The sequence below is a fragment of the Embleya scabrispora genome (genome assembly GCF_002024165.1).
GTDB lineage: Bacteria > Actinomycetota > Actinomycetes > Streptomycetales > Streptomycetaceae > Embleya > Embleya scabrispora_A.
Genome location: NZ_MWQN01000003.1, coordinates 771628 through 789651, shown reverse-complemented (window position 1 = coordinate 789651; position 18024 = coordinate 771628). Strand labels below are relative to the sequence as shown.

General features: G+C 72.3%; 19 protein-coding genes and 1 pseudogene. 8 read left to right on the top strand and 12 right to left on the bottom strand.

Translation table 11 applies throughout. From position 1 onward, the window contains the following. Positions 1-52: 52 nt before the first annotated feature. A complete protein-coding gene (locus B4N89_RS39035; protein ID WP_078981279.1) occupies positions 53-925 on the bottom strand; it encodes an endo alpha-1,4 polygalactosaminidase in 873 nt (290 codons plus the stop codon). Between the two features lie 361 nt (positions 926-1286). Between B4N89_RS39035 and B4N89_RS39030 the strand changes: the two genes are divergently transcribed. Both B4N89_RS39030 and B4N89_RS39025 read left to right on the top strand, forming a co-directional pair. Further along, a complete protein-coding gene (locus B4N89_RS39030) occupies positions 1287-2279 on the top strand; it encodes a LacI family DNA-binding transcriptional regulator (RefSeq protein WP_078981603.1) in 993 nt (330 codons plus the stop codon). A 180-nt stretch (positions 2280-2459) separates the two neighbouring features. After that, a complete protein-coding gene (locus tag B4N89_RS39025) occupies positions 2460-4133 on the top strand; it encodes a PucR family transcriptional regulator (RefSeq protein ID WP_078981278.1) in 1674 nt (557 codons plus the stop codon). Between the two features lie 13 nt (positions 4134-4146). Here B4N89_RS39025 and B4N89_RS39020 read toward each other — a convergent pair whose 3' ends face one another. Continuing rightward, positions 4147-5769 (bottom strand): FAD-dependent monooxygenase, encoded by a 1623-nt coding sequence (locus B4N89_RS39020; RefSeq protein ID WP_161500965.1) that lies wholly within the window; start codon positions 5767-5769, stop codon positions 4147-4149. Positions 5770-5910: 141 nt separating this feature from the next. Between B4N89_RS39020 and B4N89_RS39015 the strand changes: the two genes are divergently transcribed. Continuing rightward, a complete protein-coding gene (locus B4N89_RS39015; protein ID WP_078981276.1) occupies positions 5911-6477 on the top strand; it encodes a CGNR zinc finger domain-containing protein in 567 nt (188 codons plus the stop codon). A 40-nt stretch (positions 6478-6517) separates the two neighbouring features. After that, positions 6518-7477: an alpha/beta hydrolase family protein gene (locus B4N89_RS39010; RefSeq protein ID WP_078981275.1), complete on the top strand. Its 960-nt coding sequence runs from the start codon at positions 6518-6520 to the stop codon at positions 7475-7477. Between the two features lie 58 nt (positions 7478-7535). On the opposite strand, the gene B4N89_RS39005 is transcribed toward B4N89_RS39010, so the two are convergent. The 3 genes from B4N89_RS39005 to B4N89_RS38995 form a co-directional block, all read right to left on the bottom strand. Beyond that, positions 7536-7994: a hypothetical protein gene (locus tag B4N89_RS39005; protein ID WP_078981274.1), complete on the bottom strand. Its 459-nt coding sequence runs from the start codon at positions 7992-7994 to the stop codon at positions 7536-7538. A 219-nt stretch (positions 7995-8213) separates the two neighbouring features. Next, positions 8214-8699, bottom strand: a complete 486-nt coding sequence (locus B4N89_RS39000; RefSeq protein ID WP_078981273.1) for a DinB family protein — start codon at positions 8697-8699, stop codon at positions 8214-8216. A gap of 63 nt (positions 8700-8762) precedes the next feature. Continuing rightward, a complete protein-coding gene (locus tag B4N89_RS38995) occupies positions 8763-9452 on the bottom strand; it encodes a class I SAM-dependent methyltransferase (protein WP_078981272.1) in 690 nt (229 codons plus the stop codon). A gap of 91 nt (positions 9453-9543) precedes the next feature. Between B4N89_RS38995 and B4N89_RS38990 the strand changes: the two genes are divergently transcribed. Beyond that, positions 9544-10140 (top strand): helix-turn-helix domain-containing protein, encoded by a 597-nt coding sequence (locus tag B4N89_RS38990; RefSeq protein ID WP_078981271.1) that lies wholly within the window; start codon positions 9544-9546, stop codon positions 10138-10140. A gap of 8 nt (positions 10141-10148) precedes the next feature. On the opposite strand, the gene B4N89_RS52825 is transcribed toward B4N89_RS38990, so the two are convergent. The 3 genes from B4N89_RS52825 to B4N89_RS38980 all read right to left on the bottom strand — a co-directional run bounded on the left by B4N89_RS52825 (position 10149) and on the right by B4N89_RS38980 (position 11312). Continuing rightward, the gene (locus tag B4N89_RS52825) at positions 10149-10274 is read right to left on the bottom strand and encodes a hypothetical protein (protein WP_268812577.1); all 126 of its coding nucleotides are present in this window, start codon (positions 10272-10274) and stop codon (positions 10149-10151) included. Positions 10275-10328: 54 nt separating this feature from the next. After that, entirely contained in the window at positions 10329-10484 is a 156-nt protein-coding gene (locus B4N89_RS50275) for a hypothetical protein (RefSeq protein ID WP_161500964.1), read from the bottom strand. A 150-nt stretch (positions 10485-10634) separates the two neighbouring features. Continuing rightward, positions 10635-11312, bottom strand: a complete 678-nt coding sequence (locus tag B4N89_RS38980) for an endonuclease (protein ID WP_078981269.1) — start codon at positions 11310-11312, stop codon at positions 10635-10637. A 232-nt stretch (positions 11313-11544) separates the two neighbouring features. On the opposite strand from B4N89_RS38980, the gene B4N89_RS38975 reads away from it, so the two are divergent. Further along, positions 11545-13044, top strand: coding sequence for an MFS transporter (locus B4N89_RS38975; RefSeq protein WP_235619217.1), 1500 nt, complete (start codon positions 11545-11547; stop codon positions 13042-13044). On the opposite strand, the gene B4N89_RS38970 is transcribed toward B4N89_RS38975, so the two are convergent. After that, positions 13041-14174 carry a cation diffusion facilitator family transporter gene (locus B4N89_RS38970; RefSeq protein WP_078981267.1) on the bottom strand — a complete coding sequence of 378 codons (1134 nt, stop codon included), beginning with the start codon at positions 14172-14174 and terminating at the stop codon, positions 13041-13043. The two genes, B4N89_RS38975 and B4N89_RS38970, sit on opposite strands and share 4 nt — an antisense overlap. A gap of 129 nt (positions 14175-14303) precedes the next feature. On the opposite strand from B4N89_RS38970, the gene B4N89_RS38965 reads away from it, so the two are divergent. Beyond that, positions 14304-14960 (top strand): hypothetical protein, encoded by a 657-nt coding sequence (locus B4N89_RS38965; protein ID WP_078981266.1) that lies wholly within the window; start codon positions 14304-14306, stop codon positions 14958-14960. Between the two features lie 8 nt (positions 14961-14968). Here B4N89_RS38965 and B4N89_RS50270 read toward each other — a convergent pair whose 3' ends face one another. Then, complete coding sequence (locus B4N89_RS50270) at positions 14969-15133, bottom strand: hypothetical protein (protein WP_161500963.1); 165 nt, start codon at positions 15131-15133, stop codon at positions 14969-14971. A 72-nt stretch (positions 15134-15205) separates the two neighbouring features. Then, complete coding sequence (locus B4N89_RS38960; RefSeq protein WP_143658238.1) at positions 15206-16090, bottom strand: alpha/beta fold hydrolase; 885 nt, start codon at positions 16088-16090, stop codon at positions 15206-15208. 86 nt (positions 16091-16176) lie between these two features. Between B4N89_RS38960 and B4N89_RS52820 the strand changes: the two are divergent. After that, a pseudogene (locus tag B4N89_RS52820) lies at positions 16177-16347 on the top strand (TetR family transcriptional regulator); the annotation flags it as partial. 456 nt (positions 16348-16803) lie between these two features. Here B4N89_RS52820 and B4N89_RS38950 read toward each other — a convergent pair. Next, complete coding sequence (locus tag B4N89_RS38950; protein WP_078981264.1) at positions 16804-17862, bottom strand: NAD(P)-dependent oxidoreductase; 1059 nt, start codon at positions 17860-17862, stop codon at positions 16804-16806. Positions 17863-18024 lie beyond the last annotated feature (162 nt).

Below are 18024 nucleotides of genomic sequence, written 5' to 3'. Positions count from 1 at the left end.
ACGGGTGCAAGGATCGGCGAGGGTTGATCCGGGTGGGGGAAGCCGCCGACGCTCAGCAGGTTTCGTAGCGATACTCCCGGTTGCCCGCCGGCGTCACGTTCCGGTCGCGCAGGACCACCGACAACGTCTCGCCCCAGACCCGGCAGGTCGCGGTGAAGCGGGGTTTGGCGTATTCGACGACGAAGACGCGGTTCGCGTAGGCCGAGGCGTACGCGCCGCATTCGTCGTACCGGCCGCACTCCTCGGCCACCGCGAAGTCGAAGCCGATATCGGTGCTGCGGTCGAGCAGTTCGGCGCCGTTCTTCTGGGCGATGGCCAGGTGGGCGGCGTGCGCCCGGACGGCGAGCAGGCGGGCGAAGGCGATGTCGTCGGCCGGGGTGAGGAGTCGGTGGGAGCGGGTGTAGGACTCGAAGTTGTCGGGCTCGACGGCCTGGAACCCCGACCGGGCGCACTCGTCGATCCAGTCGCCGACGATCGCGGCGAGGGCGGTGCGTTTGGCGTCGGTGGAGATGTCGAGCAGGGCCTCGTTCCACTCCGTGTCCATCACGATGGTGCCGCCGTCGCGCAGCAGCAGGTCCGGGTGTTCGCGCTGCCACCGGTCGAGGGCGTCGGGTTGGACCTGGAAGGCGTTGACGTAGCAGATGTTGTATCGGCCCGGTTCGGGACGGGCGGTACGGTCGCGGGACACCACGCGTACGCCGGGCGGCGGGACGTACGCGCCGCCGAGTTGGTAGTCGAACCGGGCGTGCGGCTCGGGGCGCACCACGCCGGGAGCGGGCGGGGCGATCGACGCGGGCTGTGGCGGATTCGGCGCCGGCACCGGAGCGATCTCGATGCCCTCCGCCGCGCACGCCGTCAGCAGGGTGGCCGTCACCACTCCGGCGAGCGAGAGGAGGGTGCGGCGACGGCGGGCCGGTGGGCGCATGGTCGGGACTCCGGAAGGATCGGCGGGCGGGGTACGGGTGCGCGGAACGGGCCCATCGTGCGCCCCCGACCGTGAGGAAATCGTGAGCGGGCGACGGCTTTCGTCCACGAACGACACGGGGAAGTCCAGCGCCTTCCGGACGGCCGGGGGCCGCGTGCCGGGCGGGATGAACGTCAACGTCCGGGACGTCACCGGCGCCATCGGGCAACTGGTGCGTTCCGGCCGCGTCACGGACCCGGAGCGGCCGGCCTGCGGGCGCATCCCGCTCGACCGGGTGTGGCCGCGGGCAGGCCGTCGGCTGCGGCGTAACGAAGCCGGAACGTTCCGGCAAGCAGTGCGAAACCCGCTACACTCCCTCGATGTGACCGGCCGCCCCGCAACCCTGCTCGACGTCGCCCGCGTGTCCGGGCTGTCCAAGAGCACCGTGTCCGACGCCCTCCAAGGCACCGGCCGGGTGGCTGAGGCGACCCGGGAGCGGGTCCGCCGAGTGGCCCGCGAACTCGGCTACCGGCCCAACAGCGCGGCCCGCAGCCTGCGCCGGTCGAGCACCGGGAGCATCGGGCTGCGCCTGCCCCGGACCGCCACCCGGCTGGACTACTACATGTCGCTGGCCTTCGGCGCGGTCGAACGTGCCCAGGAGGCCGGGCTCGACGTGATGTTGCTGGCCCCGGGGGGATCGGCCGACGGCCTGGCCGCCCGGGTCGACGGCCTGGTGATCGTCGACCCCGACGCCGAGGACGCCGCGCTGCCCGCGCTCCTGGACGCGGGAGTTCCGGTCGTGACCGGTGAGCGCTACCCCGGACCGGCCGCCGCTCCGCACGGGGTCGTGGTCTGCGACACGGCCGGATCGCTGAACGCGCTTTTGGACCACGTCCGCGAGCGGGGCGCCCGCCGCCCGGCCCTGCTGGCTCCGGACGGGACGTCCGCGTGGGCGGTCGCGCTGCGCGACACCGCGGCGGAGTGGGCCCGCGCGCGCGACATGGACGTACCGGTCCGGCTGGTGCCGTTCGTCTGCTCGCCCGCCGAGGCCGAGGAGGCCGCGGCGGCGCTGCTCGCGGGCGACCCGGAGGTCGACGCGATCGTGTGCGCGCCCGACGGCGCGGCCCCCGGCGTGTTGCGGTCGGCCAAGCGCGCGGGGCGCCGCGTCGGCACGGACCTGCCGGTCGCCTCCTGCGTGGACGGCGCCGCCATGCGCAACGCGACACCGCCGGTGACCGCCGTGGACCTGGACCCGGCCGGCTACGGCCGCGCCTGTGCCGACCTGCTGTCCGACCTGCTCGCCGGCGCCGAACAACCGGGCACCGTCCGTGAACACCCGTGGGAGCTCCGGCTGCGCGACTCGACGCGACGCTGACCACGCTCGTGGACCCGTGCCCGTCGCCGCCACCGACGCTCGCCCGCGGCCCACGGCTCGTGCCGGGCCCCGCCCGGCGTTCCGCGCGGTTCGACCCCCCGGTGATCTTCCCCTGGACGGTGATCGTCGGGTACGACATCGGGGGACCGTATCGTTTTGCCGCACCGAGGTGACACCCACGTGACGAACCACCACCGCCGAAGCCTTGCCCGCGTGGTCGAGGATTTCGGCCGTACCTTCCTCGATCTCGTCCACGGCGACGCGGACACCGTGGAGGAGATCGGCGGGGTGGTCATTCACGACCCGTACGACGAACCGGCCTACCCCCGGCACGCCGTGGTGCTGGGACCGGCCGTGCACGGACCCGTCGAGATCGCCCGGCTCCTGGGCACACCCCGGGTGCACGGCGTCGCCGCCCTGATCGTGCGCGGACCCGTCGAGCCCGACGACGAGGTCGCGCGCGTCGCAGCCGAGACGGGCATCGCCGTGCTGGCACTGACCCGGGGCGCTTCTTGGGCCCAGCTCGCGGCCATGCTCCGCACGTTGCTCACCGAAGGCGACTTCGGCGACGCCGGCGGGCAGACCCTGGGCGGGGTGCCCTCGGGGGACCTGTTCGCCCTCGCCAACGCCGTGGCCACGCTGCTCGACGCGCCGATCACCATCGAGGACCGCCGCTCGCACATCCTCGCCTTCTCCGGCCGACAGGACGAGGCCGACCCGTCGCGCGTGGAGACCATCCTCGCCCGCCGCGTCCCGGAGAAGTACCTGCGCGTCTTCGAGAGCCGGGGCGTGTTCAAGGAGCTGTACCGCACCGGGGAGCCGCTGCTCATCGCCCCGGCCGTCGACGACCCGGACGAACCCGCGCTCTGGCGCACGGCGGTCGTGGTCCGGGCGGGCGACGAGATCCTCGGCTCGGTGTGGGCCGCGGTCCGCGAACCGCTCAGCCCGGAGCGCACCGCCGCGTTCCGGGACGCCGCCCAACTCGTGGCCCTGCACCTGCTGCGCCATCGGGCCGGCACCGACGCCGAGCACCGGCTGCGCGCCGACCTGGTCACCACCGTTCTGGAGGGCGGCGCCGGCGCGACCGACGCGCTGGCCCGCCTGGGGCTGGTGCACGAGCCGACGGTGGTGCTCGCGCTGGGCGTGGTCCCGGACGGGGCCGAGGACGACACCCGACTCACCGCCGAGCGACAACGGTTGACGTCGGCCTTCGCGGTGCACCTCCACGCCGTGCAACCCCGTTCGGCCGTCGCGCTCCTGGGCGATGTGGCCTACGCCGTGCTGCCCGCGCCGGGCGATCCGGTCGCCGCGCGCGAGCGTGCCGTACAGATCGCCGACAACTTCCTGGAACGCACCGGCGATCGGGTCAAGGCGCTGGTCGGCGTCGGATCGATCGCGGAGGAGCCCACCGCGCTGCGCCGCTCGCGTCGAAACGCCGACCGTGCGCTGCGGGTGTTGTCGAGCGGTGAGGTGAAGCTGCGGGTCGCCTCGATCGCCGACGTGCACATCGACGCGCTGCTGCTGGAGATGCGCGACCTCGCCGCCGTCAACGGCGACGAACTGGTGGGCCCGCTGGCCCGATTGGTCGCCTACGACGCCAAGCACCAGTCGAACCTGGTCGAGACGCTGCGGGCCTGGCTGGACGCCTTCGGCGACGTGACCTCCGCGTCGGCGAGCATGTTCGTGCACCCGAACACGTTCCGCTACCGCATGCGTCGCATGGCCAAGGTGGGTCGGGTCGACCTTCAGGACCCGGCGGCGCGGTTCGCGATGACGCTGCAACTGCGGCTGATGGGGCCGCAGTCGGGCGGATCGGTCGGGGACGACGCGGCGCGGTCCACGGGGGCGCGGTAACGATTCGGTGGGTTCATCCGCCCCCGATGAGGACGCGCCGCAGCACCTCGCGCAGTTCGGGGTTCGCCGGTGGCGCGGCGGCGCGCCAGGCGATGTGCCCGTCGGGGCGGACCAGGGCGGCGCCGCTCGCGGGCAGGCCGTACAACCGCCGGAAGGCGCCCGGGTGTTCCTCGCGCAGGCGGACGCCGTCGAGCGGGTGGACGGTGACGGGGATCCCGACCGCCGCGGCGGCGTCGGCCTGTCGGTGCCAGGCGGGGGTGTCGGCGGCGGTGATCAGGGTGAAGTCCGGGCCGACGAGGTCGAGGGTGGAGGCGACTTCGGGCGGGCCGACGAGGCGGACGTGCGGGGCGCGGTGTCCGGGGGCGCCGCTCGGGTGGTAGCCGGTGACGTCCAGGGGCGGTGGGGCCGGGAGATCGGGGTCGGGGGCGACGGCGGTGGAGCGGTAGGCGGCGGTGAGCAGGAGTTCGTCGTCGATGCGGTAGCCGGTCCGGGAGCGGGCGTTGCCGTCGGATACGTCGATCACGCGGCGGGCGACCGGGCGGCGTTCGGCGTCGTAGCTGTCCAGGAGGGCCGGGTCGGCGCGCCCGGCCACGACGGCGGCGAGCTTCCAGGCGAGGTTGTCCGCGTCGCCGATCCCGGTATTCATCCCGTGTCCGCCGGTGGGCGGGACGACATGGGCCGCGTCGCCGGCCAGGAGCACGCGCCCACTGCGGTAGCCGGCCGCGAGTCGGGCGTCCATCCGCCAGGACAGGGTGTCGCGGACGGTCACGTCGAGGTCGGGGATGCCGGCGGCGGTGCGGACGAGGGCCGCGAGCCGGTGCGGGTCGTCGAGGTCTTCGCTCGCGCGCGGGTGCTCGGGGTCGAAGGGGTACTGGTAGATCCAGTTGCGGTCGTTGTCCACGGCCATGAAGCCGCCGAGTGCGGGCGGGGCCAGGAAGTAGGCGGCACTGGCCCGGTCGGCCACGACGGCGCCGAGCGGCGCCTCGAAGCGGATGCTGAGGTAGTGGGCGAGGCCGGTGGGACCGTCCATGGCGATGCCCGCGCGGGGGCGGACCGTACCGGCGGCCCCGTCGCAACCGACGAGCCACGCGGCGCGCACGGTGTGCCGGCGGCCGGTGTCCCGGTCTTCGAGGAGGACGTCGAGGCCGGCCCCGGCCCCGGTTTCGGACGTGCGTTCGTCTCCTGCCTCGGCCTCGGCCCCGGTGAACGACAGCAGGCGCATGCCGAATCGGATGCGGTCGGGTGCCCATTCGCGGGCCCGGCGCAGCAACACCGGTTCCAGCGCGTCCTGGGAGCAGATCACCCCGGGTGCGGGGGTGTGCTCATCTCCGCAGGACGCGTCGTGGGCGACGCCGGTGCGGACGAAATCCGGATCGACCAGGTTCCGACCCCGGTAGAAGAAGACCTGTGCGGCCGGGAGACCCGCGTCGCGCACCGCGTCCTCGAGCCCGCAGCGTCGCAGGATCTCCATCGAACGGGCCGCGATGCCACGGGCCTTGGGGTGGCGGGAGGTGCCCGGACGCGCTTCGACCAGCAGGTGGTCCACGCCGTATCGGGACAGCAGGATCGACAGCGTCAGGCCGATCGGTCCGCCGCCCACGATGAGGACGGGAGTCGTCGATGGTGGTGCGTGCATGGCTCTCCCCGGGGGCGAGTGGCGAGCGGTGGAGTGGGCGATCATCACCATCGTAACGCTCGGAAGAATATTTAGACGTTACCATGGCATGGTCGCCCGGGAGGGAAACCCCGCGACGGAGCGTCGGAAAGGACGAAGCGCATGCCCGAGGACTTCGGTGCGGACAATCCCCGCGGCCTCTACTTCATCGCCGACCTGGCGAACACCGTCCAGGGCGACCCCGAGGTCGGCGCGCCGGCCCTCCAGGCCCTCCTGGCGCACCACGGCGGCCCACCGTTCACGCTTTCCGGGGACGACGCCCGGCAACTGCGCGTGGCCGCCGCGCGGTTGATCCGCATCCTGGAGACGGACGACGAGGATCGGGCGGCCGAGGCGATCAACGGCCTCCTCGACGAATACCCCGCGCAGCCCTGTCTGGTCCGCCTCCCCGGGCGCCCCTGGTCGATGCACGCGAAGGCGCCCCGGGGTGCCGACCCCGCCCACTGGCTCCTGGCCACCTGTGCCCTGGCTCTCGGACTGTGGCTCGGCGAGCGCGGTCGCTGTGCCTGGGGGCGGTGCGCCGCGCCCGACTGCGACCACTTCTTCATCGACACCGGCCGCCGTACCCCGCAGCGGTACTGCACCCCCCGCTGCGCCACCCGGGTCAGGGTGGCCGCGTACCGGGGTCGGCGGGGAATTGACGAAACGGAACCAGGTTCCGTATATTAAACGGAACGATGCTCCGCTTCTTTCCGAGGGAATGCGCCCCATGACCACGCCACCCCGAATCGCCGACCTTCTCGGCCCACCCGCCCCCGTGCTGTCCGTCCGTCCAGTGGTGATCCCCACGCCCGGCCGTGTCGTGGACCTCCAGGTGCGCGTCACCGCGCCCGTGACCGGCGGCGAACTGCCGATCCTCCTGCTCTCACACGGGCAGGGGCACTCGAACCACCTCTCCTCGCTGGACGGTTACGCGCCCCTCGTGGACTTCTGGGCGAGCCACGGCTTCGCGGTCGTCCAGCCCACCCATCTGAGTTCGACGACGCTGAAACTCGCCCCCGACACCCCCGGGGCACCCATGTACTGGCGATCGCGCGTCGAGGACATGACCCGCATCCTCGACGCGCTCGACGTGATCGAGGCCGCCGTGCCGCAACTCGGCGGGCGCCTGGACCCGAGCCGGGTCGCCGTCGCCGGACACTCGATGGGCGGCCACACCGCGAGCCTGTTGCTGGGTGCCCGGCTCATCGATCCGGACGACGGGAACGAGGTGCGCCCAGCCGACCCGCGGATCAAGGCGGGCGTACTGCTCGCCGCGCCCGGCCGAGGCGGCGCCGCCCTCACGGCGCCCATGGCCGAGCACTTCCCCTTCCTCGCGACACCGGACTTCTCCCGGATGACCACGCCCACCCTCGTGGTCGCCGGTGACAAGGACGCCTCCGCCCATCTGACGGTCGCCGGCCCCGAGTGGCACACCGACCCGTACGTTCTCGCGCCGGGCCCCAAGTCCCTGCTCACCCTGTTCGACGCCGAACACGGACTCGGCGGAATCTCCGGCTACGACGTCGCCGAAACCACGGACGAGAACCCCGAGCGCGTGAGCACGGTCCAACTCCTTACCTGCGCCTACCTGCGCACCGCGCTCCACCCCGACGACCCCGCGTGGCAATCCGCGTGCGACGCCCTGGCGTCCGGCCCGAACCCCATCGGCCGCGTCGAATCCAAGTAGGCGGTTCGACGGTCCCCGGGAACTCGCCTTCCGGGGACCGCCGTTGCGCGATGCGAGGTCAGCAGGGGGCGGGCAGGTCGAGGGTCACCGGGCGGGCGGGCCACTGGTAGGACTCCACCTCGAAGCTGCCGTGGATGGTCGAGCCGCACGTGATCGCGCCGCCGACGCCGTAGACCTTGATCGTGGTGAAGTCGAAGACCTCGTTGCGGCCGACCGCGCCGAGGGACACGCCGGACACGTTGCCGGTCAGGCGCAACGTCACCGGGAGCGGCCGAGGGTACGGGCCGCCCGGGGACGGGGGACCGGCGAGCCCGACCTGGCCGAAGAGCTGGACATTGCCACCGGTGACCTCGGCGCACACCTTGGTCGACAGGCCCGATTGCAGGCCGTAGGTGCCACAGGTGACCGACGTCGGCGTGGTCGGCTGCGCATCGTCGGCGGACGCGACCGGCGCCGTGGCGAGGACGCTCAGGCCCGTCACGCATATGGCCGCCGCGGTGGTGATGACCTTCTTCATGGGAGTACCTCCGTTTTGTGAAGCCCGGAACGAACGTTCATCGCTTATGAGGTGTGACATTGCACATCTCACATGACACATACTTGCACGACTGTGAGCCACCGAACGACATCGAGCGGTGACTGCGGACGTGATGTGCGTTACATCTGGTGAGCGGCGATGACTTTCCGTCCCGGATCGGCGGCCCCGACGGTCTCGTAGCGGGGTCCGGCGGCGGGATCAGCGACCGGTGGTGCCGTCGACGAGTTCGCGGAGGATGTCCGCGTGGCCGGCGTGGCGACCGGTCTCCTCGATCATGTGGGTGAGCGCCCAGCGCACGCTCGGCGCCGCGCCGGGGCGGCCCGGCCGGGGGAGCGGGGCACCGGGATCGGCGCACGTGTCGAGGACCGTGTTCGCCCGGTCGACGGTCTCCCGGTAGCGGGCGACGACATCGGTCACCCCGTCCTCGGCGGCGGGTCGGAACGTCGCCTGCCAGTCGGTGACCTTCTCGCCCAGGAACATCGCGCCCTCGACGGCGGTCAGGTGGGTGAGCAGGCCGAGCAGGTTCGTACCCGAGGGCACCGCCGCGGTACGGACCGCGGGTTCCGGGGCCCCGTCGACCTTCGCGGCGATCGAGGTGCGCAGGTAGTCGAGGAATCCGCGCAGGACGTCGACTTCGGTGTTCGCGGTGCGGGGCGGCGGGGTGTCACGGCGGCGGGTGGGCACGGGGTTCTCCTGGTGCGGGGTGGGGGCTCGTGGTGCGAGGGGGTCGATTCGGCGGGGGCGGTGTCACGTGATGCGGCGGACGAGCAGGACGTGGTCGATCACCTCGGCGGTGCGGCCGTCGGGGCCGGCCGCGATCCGGTGCGGCGTGTCCGCGCGTTCGACCCGCCACCGCGTGGGGGACAGGCGCAGCGGTTCCACGACCTCCCGGGGCGTCGGATACCGCACGTCCGGGTCCTGGTTCCACGACCACGGCGCCGTCGAACCGTGGTCGACCACCAGCAGTCGTCCGCCCGGGCGCAGCAGGTCGGCGGCGGAGCGCAGGACGGCCGTGCGGTCCTGCGCGTACGGGGTGTGGAAGTAGTGCGCGTTGACCAGGTCGAAGCGCAGGTCGGGCAGCGCGGCGCGGATGTCCTGCGCCGTGGCGGTGATGCGATCGGCCAGGCCGCGGGCGCGGGCCTGCCGGGCGAGCCGGGAAGTGGCCACGGCCGAGACGTCGAGGGCGGTGACCTGCCAGCCGCGGTCCGCGAGCCACAGGGCGTCGCCCCCGCCGCCGCATCCGAGGTCCAGTGCGTCGCCCGGGGGCAGTGGGGTGACCGTCTCGACGAGGCGGGGGTTCGGTCGCGGGTCGGTGGGCGCGGGGCGCCGGGCGTGGATCGAGTCCCAGTAGCGTGCGGCATCCTTCCCGGACGGGTGCGCTTCGGTGGGGTGTGCCGCCGTGTCGTCCCGGTGTGGCGCGGCGTCGGAGTGGTCCATGGGGTTCCTTCCCCTCGGTGTCGGTGCGGCCAGTTTCGGCCGACACCCCACCGGGTGGCGCGCTTCCTTGCCGTTTCGGCAAGCTGGTCCCATGGACTCTGCACTGGAAGACGTGCTCGACGCGGTCGGACCGCGGCTGCGGGCGCTGCGGCAGGCGCGTGGCATCACCCTCGCCGATCTCTCCGCCACCACCGGGGTGTCCGAGAGCACCCTGTCCCGACTGGAGAGCGGTCGGCGCCGGGCGACCCTCGAACTGCTGCTGCTCCTGTCGGATGCCTACGACGTCCCGCTGGACGATCTGGTGGGCGCCCCGCGCGCCGGCGATCCGCGCATCCACCTGAAGCCGATCCGGCGGTTCGGAATGACGTTCGTACCGCTGTCGCGACGGCCGGGCGGCACACAGGCCTTCAAGATGATCATCCCCGCGCGGCCGGAACCGCTCGAACCGACGTTGCAGACCCACGAGGGGTTCGAGTGGCTGTACGTGCTCGGCGGCACGTTGCGCCTGGTGGTCGGCGAGCGGGACGTCACGGTGCCGGCGGACAACGCCGTCGAGTTCGACACCTCGCTGCCGCACTGGCTGGGCAGCGCGGACGGCGGGGCGGTGGAGCTCTTGGTCCTGTTCGACCTCCAGGGCACGCGGGCCCACGTACACGGCGGCCGGGGCGTGCCTCGGGTGCGAACGTAGGTCGCGGGTCAGTGCCTGCGATGGCCGCTGTGGCGTCTGGCCAGCCATCGGGTGGTCAACACCACCAGCAGGATGACGACGGCGATCAGCACGATCGCCGCGATGCGTAGGCGCAGCACCGATTCCGTCGACATTCCGGCCTCCTTCGGTGTGCGTGCGTACGACGGGCGCCCGCCGCGGGCTCGGGGCTACCGGCCGTGCCGGCGGGACCTGGTGCGCTTCCAGAGCAGGAGGGCGACTCCGGCCGCCGCGCCGAGTGCGGGTACGCCCCGTTTGGCGCGACGCCCGGGGGCGGCGCCGTGGCCGGCCGCGCGGTCCTTGACGGCGTCGGGGGTCGGGGTCACGATGCGGGCTTTGGTTCCGGCGCGGGATTCGTGGCGGCTGCCCATGGTTGTCGTCTCGCTTCCTGCGGTGGGGCGTAACGTGCTCCGTGTCTTCCTGTGGGGCGGCTACCCGGGTCGTGGTCGATGACACGTCCGTGTGGGTGCGCGGGTTCACTCGGATGGTGGACTCGAGGTGGTGATGCGGTCGGCCAGGTGCCTGTCCAGGTCGACGCGGACCAGTGCGGCGGCGAGTCGGGCCAGGTCGTCGGCGGCGACCAGGGCGGCGAGGGCCTCGGCGGTGGTGGGCAGGTCGAGCCGGGCGGCGCCGTGCAGGGCCCGATCGTCCAGGGTCGGGCGCAGGAACGGCCAGACGGCCTGGGCCTCCCGGCAGAACATCCCCGCGCCGGTCGGCCCGATGCCGGGGAACGCGCAGAGCAGTTCCCGGACCCGTTCGGGCCGTTCGTCGGCGTCGCGCGCGAGCCGGCGCAGGTCTCCGGCGTAGCGGCGGTGGATCAGGTCGGCGCAGTCGCCCAGCCGGGTGGCGGTGCCCTCGTCGTAGCGGACGTAGTGGGCGCGGCCGAGCGCGTCGACGCGTTGTTGCCAGGTGAGTTCGGCCAGGCCGGTGGGTGTGCCGCCGCCGGCCGCGAAGAGTTCGCGGGCGGCGGCGACGGCGATCGAGGCCTTGATCCGGGTGGCGCCGAGATTGCTCAGGACCAGCAATCGCCACAGCGGCGCGGGCTTGTCCGCGAGCCGCACGTCGGCTTCCTCGGCGTAGGTCGTGCCGGCTTCGGCGAGCAGGGCCCGGACGGTGGCACGGTGTCGCGCGGGGGACTGTGGCTTGTCGGTCACGGGTGCCTTCCGGGCGAGGATGCGGTCGGTCCTACCTGACGGGAGCGGGTACCCGGATGGTCCGACCACAACCTTGCCCGATCGTGTCGGGACGGGAATTCGGGGTAGCCACCGGTTCGCCGGCGACGACGGATTCCGACGACATCCGACGACATACGAACTCCCGGGCGCATGGCCCTGTCGGAGCCGTTCGACGCTGCCCGAACCCACCCCGAGCAGGAGGGGACGCACCGTGTCCGAAGCATCGAGACCGAGTACCCGACCGAGGAAGTCCACGACGTTCACCACGGACGTGCCGGCCCGTCTGGATCGATTGCCGTGGTCGACGTGGCACTGGCGCATCCTGATCGGCCTCGGCACGGTGTGGATCCTCGACGGCCTCGAGGTCACCGTGGTCGGCAACGTCGCGGGCAGGTTGTCCGAACCCGACAGCGGCCTCGACATCACCGCGGCGCAGGTGACCGGCCCGGGCGCCGCGTTGTACGTCGCGGGAGCCTGTGTCGGTGCCCTGTTCTTCGCGTGGCTCACCGACCGCTTCGGGCGCCGGAAGTTGTTCATGGTCACCCTCGCCGTCTATCTGGCCGGCACCGCGCTGACCGCGCTGTCCGTCGAGGCGTGGATGTTCTTCCTGTTCCGGTTCGTCACCGGACTGGGCATCGGCGGGGAGTACGCGGCGATCAACTCCGCGATCGACGAGTTGATGCCGGCTCGCTACCGGGGCCGGGTCGATCTCGCGGTGAACGGCACCTACTGGGCCGGCGCGGCCGGTGGGGCGTTGTTGTCCGTGCCGATGTTGAACACCGGGCTGTTCCCGGCCGACATCGGCTGGCGGTTGACCTTCGCGCTGGGCGTGGTGCTGGGGCTGGTGATTCTGCTGGTGCGCCGGCACGTCCCCGAATCCCCGCGGTGGTTGTATCTGCACGGCCGCGGTGAGGAGGCCGAGCGGCTGGTCTCGGGGGTCGAGGAGAAGTTGGTCGCGGAGGGTGCGCACGGCACCGGCGAGCGCCGGGAGTTGCCCGCCCCCGAAGGCGAAGTGACCATCGACGAGAGCAAGTCCGCCGGGCTCGGCACGATCGCCCGGGCGGTGGTGCGGGATTATCCTCGGCGTTCGGTGCTGGGGTTGTCGCTGTTCATCGGGCAGGCGTTCCTCTACAACGCCATCACCTTCGGCTTCGCGTCCATTCTGGAGACGTTCTACGACGTGCCGAGTGGTCGGACCGGGTACTACTTCGCGGTCATCGCGGTCGGCAACCTGCTCGGGCCGCTGCTGCTCGGGCCCCTGTTCGACTCGCTCGGGCGGCGGGTGATGATCACGTCGACGTACGTCGGCAGTGGCCTCGCGCTCTTCGGCACGGCCTGGCTGTTCGGTGCCGGGCATCTGAACGCTTCCACGCTCACGGCCTGTTGGTGCGTGGTGTTGTTCCTGGCCTCGACCGGTGCGAGCAGTGCGTATCTGACCGTCTCGGAGATCTTCCCGATGGAGGCGCGCGCCTCCGCCATCGCGCTGTTCTACGCGGTCGGCACGGCGGCGGGCGGGATCGCCGGACCGCTGGTGTTCTCCGACCTCACCAAGTCGGGCGATGTGGGCGACACCGTACTGGCGTTCTGCATCGGCGCGGGCCTGATGGTCGCGGCGGGCGTGGTGGCCGGGTTCCTCGCGGTGAACGCGGAACGCCGCTCGCTGGAGGACATCGCCCCGCCACTGACGTCGGCCGACGAGCGCGGGGCCTAGGCGGGCGGGTCGTTCTCGGTCGGCGGGTCGGCGGGGCCGGGGGTGGTCCGGTGAAGGGACTGGTGGTAGCGGTGGGCGGCTTGGCGGGCGTCGGTTCCGGCGCGGGTGATGTCGAGGAAGATCTGGTCGACGGTCGGCCAGGACTCGCGGATCGTGTGCTTGAGGCGTTCGGACATGTCCTCGACCTCGGTGCTGTCGAGGCCGTCGACGAGATCGATGCGGGCGGCGAGGAGGGTGGAGTGGCGGCCCATGCGCATGGTCAGGACCTGGGTGACCACGTCGATCTCGGGCTGTTCGGCGAGTCGGGCCAGGATCCGCCGTTGCAGCTCGACGTCGACCGCCTCGCCGATCAGTTGGTCCCGGGCCGCCCGGCCGAGGCGGTATGCGACGAATACCAGCAGCAGGCCGATCGCCCAGGACGCCGCCGCCTCCCAGACGGCGTCGCCGGTGGCCATGTGCAGCCCGAGGCCGCCCGCCGCGAGCAGGACGCCGAGTACCGCGCTGCCGTCCTCGGCCAGAACCGTGCGCAGGGTCGGGTCGGGCGTCTCGCGGGCGTGGCGCAGTACGGACACGCCGGCCGCGCGTGCCTGGCCGCGCAGTTGTACGACGGCGCGCAGCAGCGACCCGCCCTCGGCGATCAGGGCCAGGCCCAGTACGGCCAGGCCCGCGACGTAGGCGCCGGTCTTCGGCTCGCCGTGTTCGCGCAGCGCCTCGAAGCCCTGGAAGACGGAGAAGCAGCCGCCGGTCACGAAGATCCCGACGGCGGCGAGCAGGGACCAGAAGTAGCGGTCCTTGCCGTAGCCGAAGGGGTGTTCGGCGTCCGGCGCGCGGCGACTGCGGGACAGGGAGGCGAGCAGGAATCCCTCGTTGAGGGTGTCCGCGACCGAGTGCGCGGCCTCGGACAGCAGCGCGGGTGCCCCGGCGAGTACGCCGACGACGGCCTTGGCGATCGCGATGACGACGTTGGCGACGAGTGCGACCCATACGGTCAACCGGGTTCCGGCGTCCTCGTCGGTGTCACCCGCGGTGCCGGCGGGGCCGGTGCCGGCGGTGGTTTCGGCGGGCGGGGGCGGTGGGTTCGTGCGCTCGTCTGCCACGCCGGGGCTGCTACCCCCTCGCCGGGGCGGCATGCGAGCGGGGAGAGCGGTGGGCGGGAGAGAAACAGGTTCCGGATGTGTCCCGGGCGCGCATGGCATCGGCGGGGCAGGGAAGGGCAGTGGGTCGAGGATGAGTACCTCGATCCGGGAGGCGAGACGGTCATGGCGAACGACACGGACAGCAAAAGGACTCCGACCGATACCACCCCGTTGTACGCGTTCGTCGGAGCCGGTGACCTGGCGGTCGCGAAGATCCGCGAAGTGCCCGCGAGGATCGCCGAGTTGCGGGGCGCCAAGCCGGCGCACCGCAAGCCCGTCCGGGAACGCGTCGCCGACTCCGCCGCGGACGTCCGGGATCGGCTCGGCGAGAAGTTCGAGGCGGTGGCCAAGGACGCCCGTGAGACCTACCAGGGGCTGGCGGCGCGGGGGCACGAGGTGGTCGACCGCGTTCGCGGCCGGGCCGACGAGGCCGGGCAGGACGCGAAGGAGTTCGCGGGCGAGGTCGCCCGGGACGCGAAGGAGCTCACGGGCAAGGCCGTTCGGGATGCGAAGGGGCTCACGGGCGAGGCTGCCGAGAATGCGCGGGAGCTGAAGGGCCGGGCCGTTCAGGACGCCGCCAAGGCACTCAAGGTCGACGCCGCCCGGGACGCCGAGGAGCCGAAAGGTGGGACCGGGGGCGCCACTTCGAAGGGCAGGGCCGGTTCCGGCTCAGGGTCGGCTTCCCGTTCGGGTTCCGCTTCCGCGAACGGTTCCGCCGCTCGCGCGAAGAGCGCTCGTTCGCGCAATTCGTCGAAGCCGGACACGGCCGGCGACCAGTAGGCGCTTCGCTACCCGACCACGACGATGCACTCCGTGCGCACACCCTTCTCGTCGGTCCCCGCGTGGCACTTGTCGCGGTCCTTGTCCTGGGCGGACACCAGAAGCCAGGCGAGTCCCGCGAGGAGGACGAATACGACCAGGGCGATCAGAAACCCCAAGGCGATGTGCTTCACGGCCCTCGGTCACCTCCGTCGAGCCGCACCCACGGCGCGCTCATGGACGACCCGTCCATCCTAGGACGAACGTCACGAGGGGTGGGTCAGGAACGTACGCAGCGTGGTGACCAATGCGGCCGGGTTGTCCTCCTGGACGTTGTGCCCGGCGTTCGGGACGACCGCCAGTCGCCCGTCCGGGACGTGCTCGACCAGGTGTTCGGCGGTGCTCTGGGGGAGCACCCTGCTGCGGCCACCGCGCACGAGCAGGACCGGAACTTTGGTCAGCCGGGCGGCCATTCGATCCATGGCCGCGAGGATGGCGGGGAAGTCCGGCGGACGCGGATCGCCCTTCGGTACCCAATTGCCGTCGGGCGCCCGGTGGAACAGGGTGCTCATCCGGTAGGCGACACTCGGGCGGTAGGCGCGCGGATTGACCCGCATCGCGGCTTCGACCACCGTGCCCAGTTCCGGTACGGGGCCCAGTCCGGCCATGAACGCCCGTACCCGCCGGGTGCTTTCGAAGTTCACGCCCGGTGCGACGTCGACGAGTGCCAGGCGTTCCACCCGGTCGGGCCGCGCATCGGCGACGTGGGCCGCGACCACGCCGCCGAGGGACATGCCGACCAGCGCGAATCGATCGAGGCCGAGATGGTCGGCCGCGGCGACGACGTCGGCCGCCATGGTGTCGATGCGGTAGTCGTCGGACCAGCCGCTGTCGCCGTGGCCGCGCAGATCCGGTGTGATCGGCCGGACGGCGCCGCGCAGGCCGAGACAGACGAAATCCCAGGTGCGGGCGGTCAATCCGCCGCCGTGCAGCAGGACCACGGGAGTTCCGGTGCCGCCCCAGTCGAATCCGTGCAACCGGCAGCCCGCACGGGAGTGGTGGAACTCGCGGGGCGGGGTCGGATCGTGGATCGGCACACCCAGGGCCGTCGCCAACTCGGTCATCGTCGCGATCGTGGATCGTCCGGGCACGGCGCCTCCGTCCTTCCCGTCTTCCGCACTACCTTGAGGACTCAAGGTAAGCCGTCTACCTTGATGGGTCAAGGTAGGCTGCGGGTATGGCCACCCGAGTGCGACGCAATCCCGATGACGCCCGGCGGATGATCCTGGAGGCGGCGAGCAGGCTGCTCACCGCGGGTGGCCCGGCCGCCGTGCAGGTGCGCGCCGTCGCCGCCGAGATCGGGATGACGGACGCCGCGGTCAACCACCACTTCGGCACGCGGGACCGACTCCTGGAGTCGCTGCTGCGCTTCGGCGGGGCCAGGCTCAAGGCCGAGTCGCGCGCCGTGCTGGACGCGTGGAGCGACGGCCCGGCCGATCCCGCCGAGTTGGTGCGCGCGCTGGCCGCGCTGTACGCCGACGGTTACGCCGAACTGGCGCTCGCGCTGCACCGTTCCGGCCGGCGGGATACCGGCAGCGGGCTGCTCGACGAGGTGGTGGAACGCCTGTACGCACAGGCGCGGGAGCGGTGCGCGGCCGACGGTCGAACGCCGCCGACGCACGAGGCGATCCGGCTGACGATGGCCGGCCTGCATCAGGCCGTCGCGATGGAGCCCCTGTTCGGCGACGACTTCCGGCGCAGCGTCGGCCTCGACGCGAGCGCGCGCGAGCGCACGCTCGACTGGTGGATCGAGGTCCTGCGGATGACCCTGTCCGGCCGGGGGCCCGGTCGATCGGTCACGGGTTCACGGGGTGGCCACGGGGACGGCGTCGGGGCGGCCGGTGAGCAGGGCGGCGATGTGGTCCGCGCAGCGCAGGGCCGCCGTGGTCATGGCGGATCCCGTCATGCCGGCGATGTGGGGGGTGAGCAGGGCGTTGGGGAGGCCGAAGAGGGGTGAGGCGAAGCGGGCGTGTTCGTGTTCGAAGGTGTCGACGGCCGCTGCCGCCAGGGGGTGTGTCGGGGTGGTGAGCGCGTCGGCCAGGGCCTGTTCGTCGACGATGCCGCCTCTGGCGGTGTTGAGGAGGATCGATCCCGGTCGCATGGAGGCGAGTTCGGTTCGGCCGATCAGTCCTCGGGTTCCGTGGGTGAGCGGGAGGTGCACGGAGACCACGTCACTGGTGGCCAAGAGGGCGTGCAGGGAACTCGTGGTCGGTATGGGGGATTCGGTCGGGCGTCGGGTGTAGGACTGGACGCGCATGCCCAGGGCGGCCGCCCGGGTCGCCAGTGCCCGACCGATGCGGCCCAGGCCGAGAATTCCCAGGGTCAGGTCCGACAGCTCCGCTGCGGGGGCGGGTGGTGTGCTCCAACGACCCCGGTGTGCGGCCGCGTTGTGGGCCGGGAGGTCTCGGGTCAGGGCGAGCAGTTGGGCGAGGGCGAATTCGGCGACGGCGTTCGCGTTGGAGCCCGGGGTGTGGGTGACGGTGACGCCGTGCCGGGCGGCGGCGGTGAGGTCCACGTGGTCGGTGCCGGCTCCGGCGCGGCCGATCACCCGCAGCCGGTGGGTCAGGGCGGGGTCGGTCGCCGCCGCGAGGAACGCGGCGCGTAGCGGGACACCCGCGCGGGACTTGATCGCGTGATGGCCGATCCCGTCCCGGACGGTTTCGGCGATCAGCGCCGACTCGTCGAAGGCGTCGAAATCGGTGAACCGCATCCGCCCGGCCCAGGCGGCCCGCGTCCCCACCGGGTCGACCACCCGGCGCAGGTTCAGCGTGATGCTCAGCCCGTGGTCGAGCAGGCGTTCCAGTTCCCGGGCGAGCAGCTCGCCCGGAGCGGCTTCCAAGACCAGGACTCGCGGTGGTTCCACGTGATCACCCTTCCCCGGACGGGACCCTACCGCCGACCGTTGCTACGCCGCGTAGTGGCGTCGGTGGTGGAGGGCGAAGACTCGGGGAGGTTGGTGAATCTCGGAGTCATGTCGGCGGAACCGTGGGGTAATTCCCATCGAAGGTGTCGGTTTCGTCGGGTT

What these genes read in the sequence shown, in the direction of transcription:
- B4N89_RS38990 (WP_078981271.1), top strand. Translation starts at nt 9,544, where the DNA reads ATGGACTCTGCACTGGAAGACGTGCTCGACGCGGTCGGACCGCGGCTG.
- B4N89_RS39020 (WP_161500965.1), bottom strand. Translation starts at nt 5,769, where the DNA reads ATGCACGCACCACCATCGACGACTCCCGTCCTCATCGTGGGCGGCGGA.
- B4N89_RS39005 (WP_078981274.1), bottom strand. Translation starts at nt 7,994, where the DNA reads ATGAAGAAGGTCATCACCACCGCGGCGGCCATATGCGTGACGGGCCTG.
- B4N89_RS38970 (WP_078981267.1), bottom strand. Translation starts at nt 14,174, where the DNA reads ATGCCGCCCCGGCGAGGGGGTAGCAGCCCCGGCGTGGCAGACGAGCGC.
- B4N89_RS52825 (WP_268812577.1), bottom strand. Translation starts at nt 10,274, where the DNA reads ATGTCGACGGAATCGGTGCTGCGCCTACGCATCGCGGCGATCGTGCTG.
- B4N89_RS39010 (WP_078981275.1), top strand. Translation starts at nt 6,518, where the DNA reads ATGACCACGCCACCCCGAATCGCCGACCTTCTCGGCCCACCCGCCCCC.
- B4N89_RS38965 (WP_078981266.1), top strand. Translation starts at nt 14,304, where the DNA reads ATGGCGAACGACACGGACAGCAAAAGGACTCCGACCGATACCACCCCG.
- B4N89_RS39035 (WP_078981279.1), bottom strand. Translation starts at nt 925, where the DNA reads ATGCGCCCACCGGCCCGCCGTCGCCGCACCCTCCTCTCGCTCGCCGGA.
- B4N89_RS38995 (WP_078981272.1), bottom strand. Translation starts at nt 9,452, where the DNA reads ATGGACCACTCCGACGCCGCGCCACACCGGGACGACACGGCGGCACAC.
- B4N89_RS39015 (WP_078981276.1), top strand. Translation starts at nt 5,911, where the DNA reads ATGCCCGAGGACTTCGGTGCGGACAATCCCCGCGGCCTCTACTTCATC.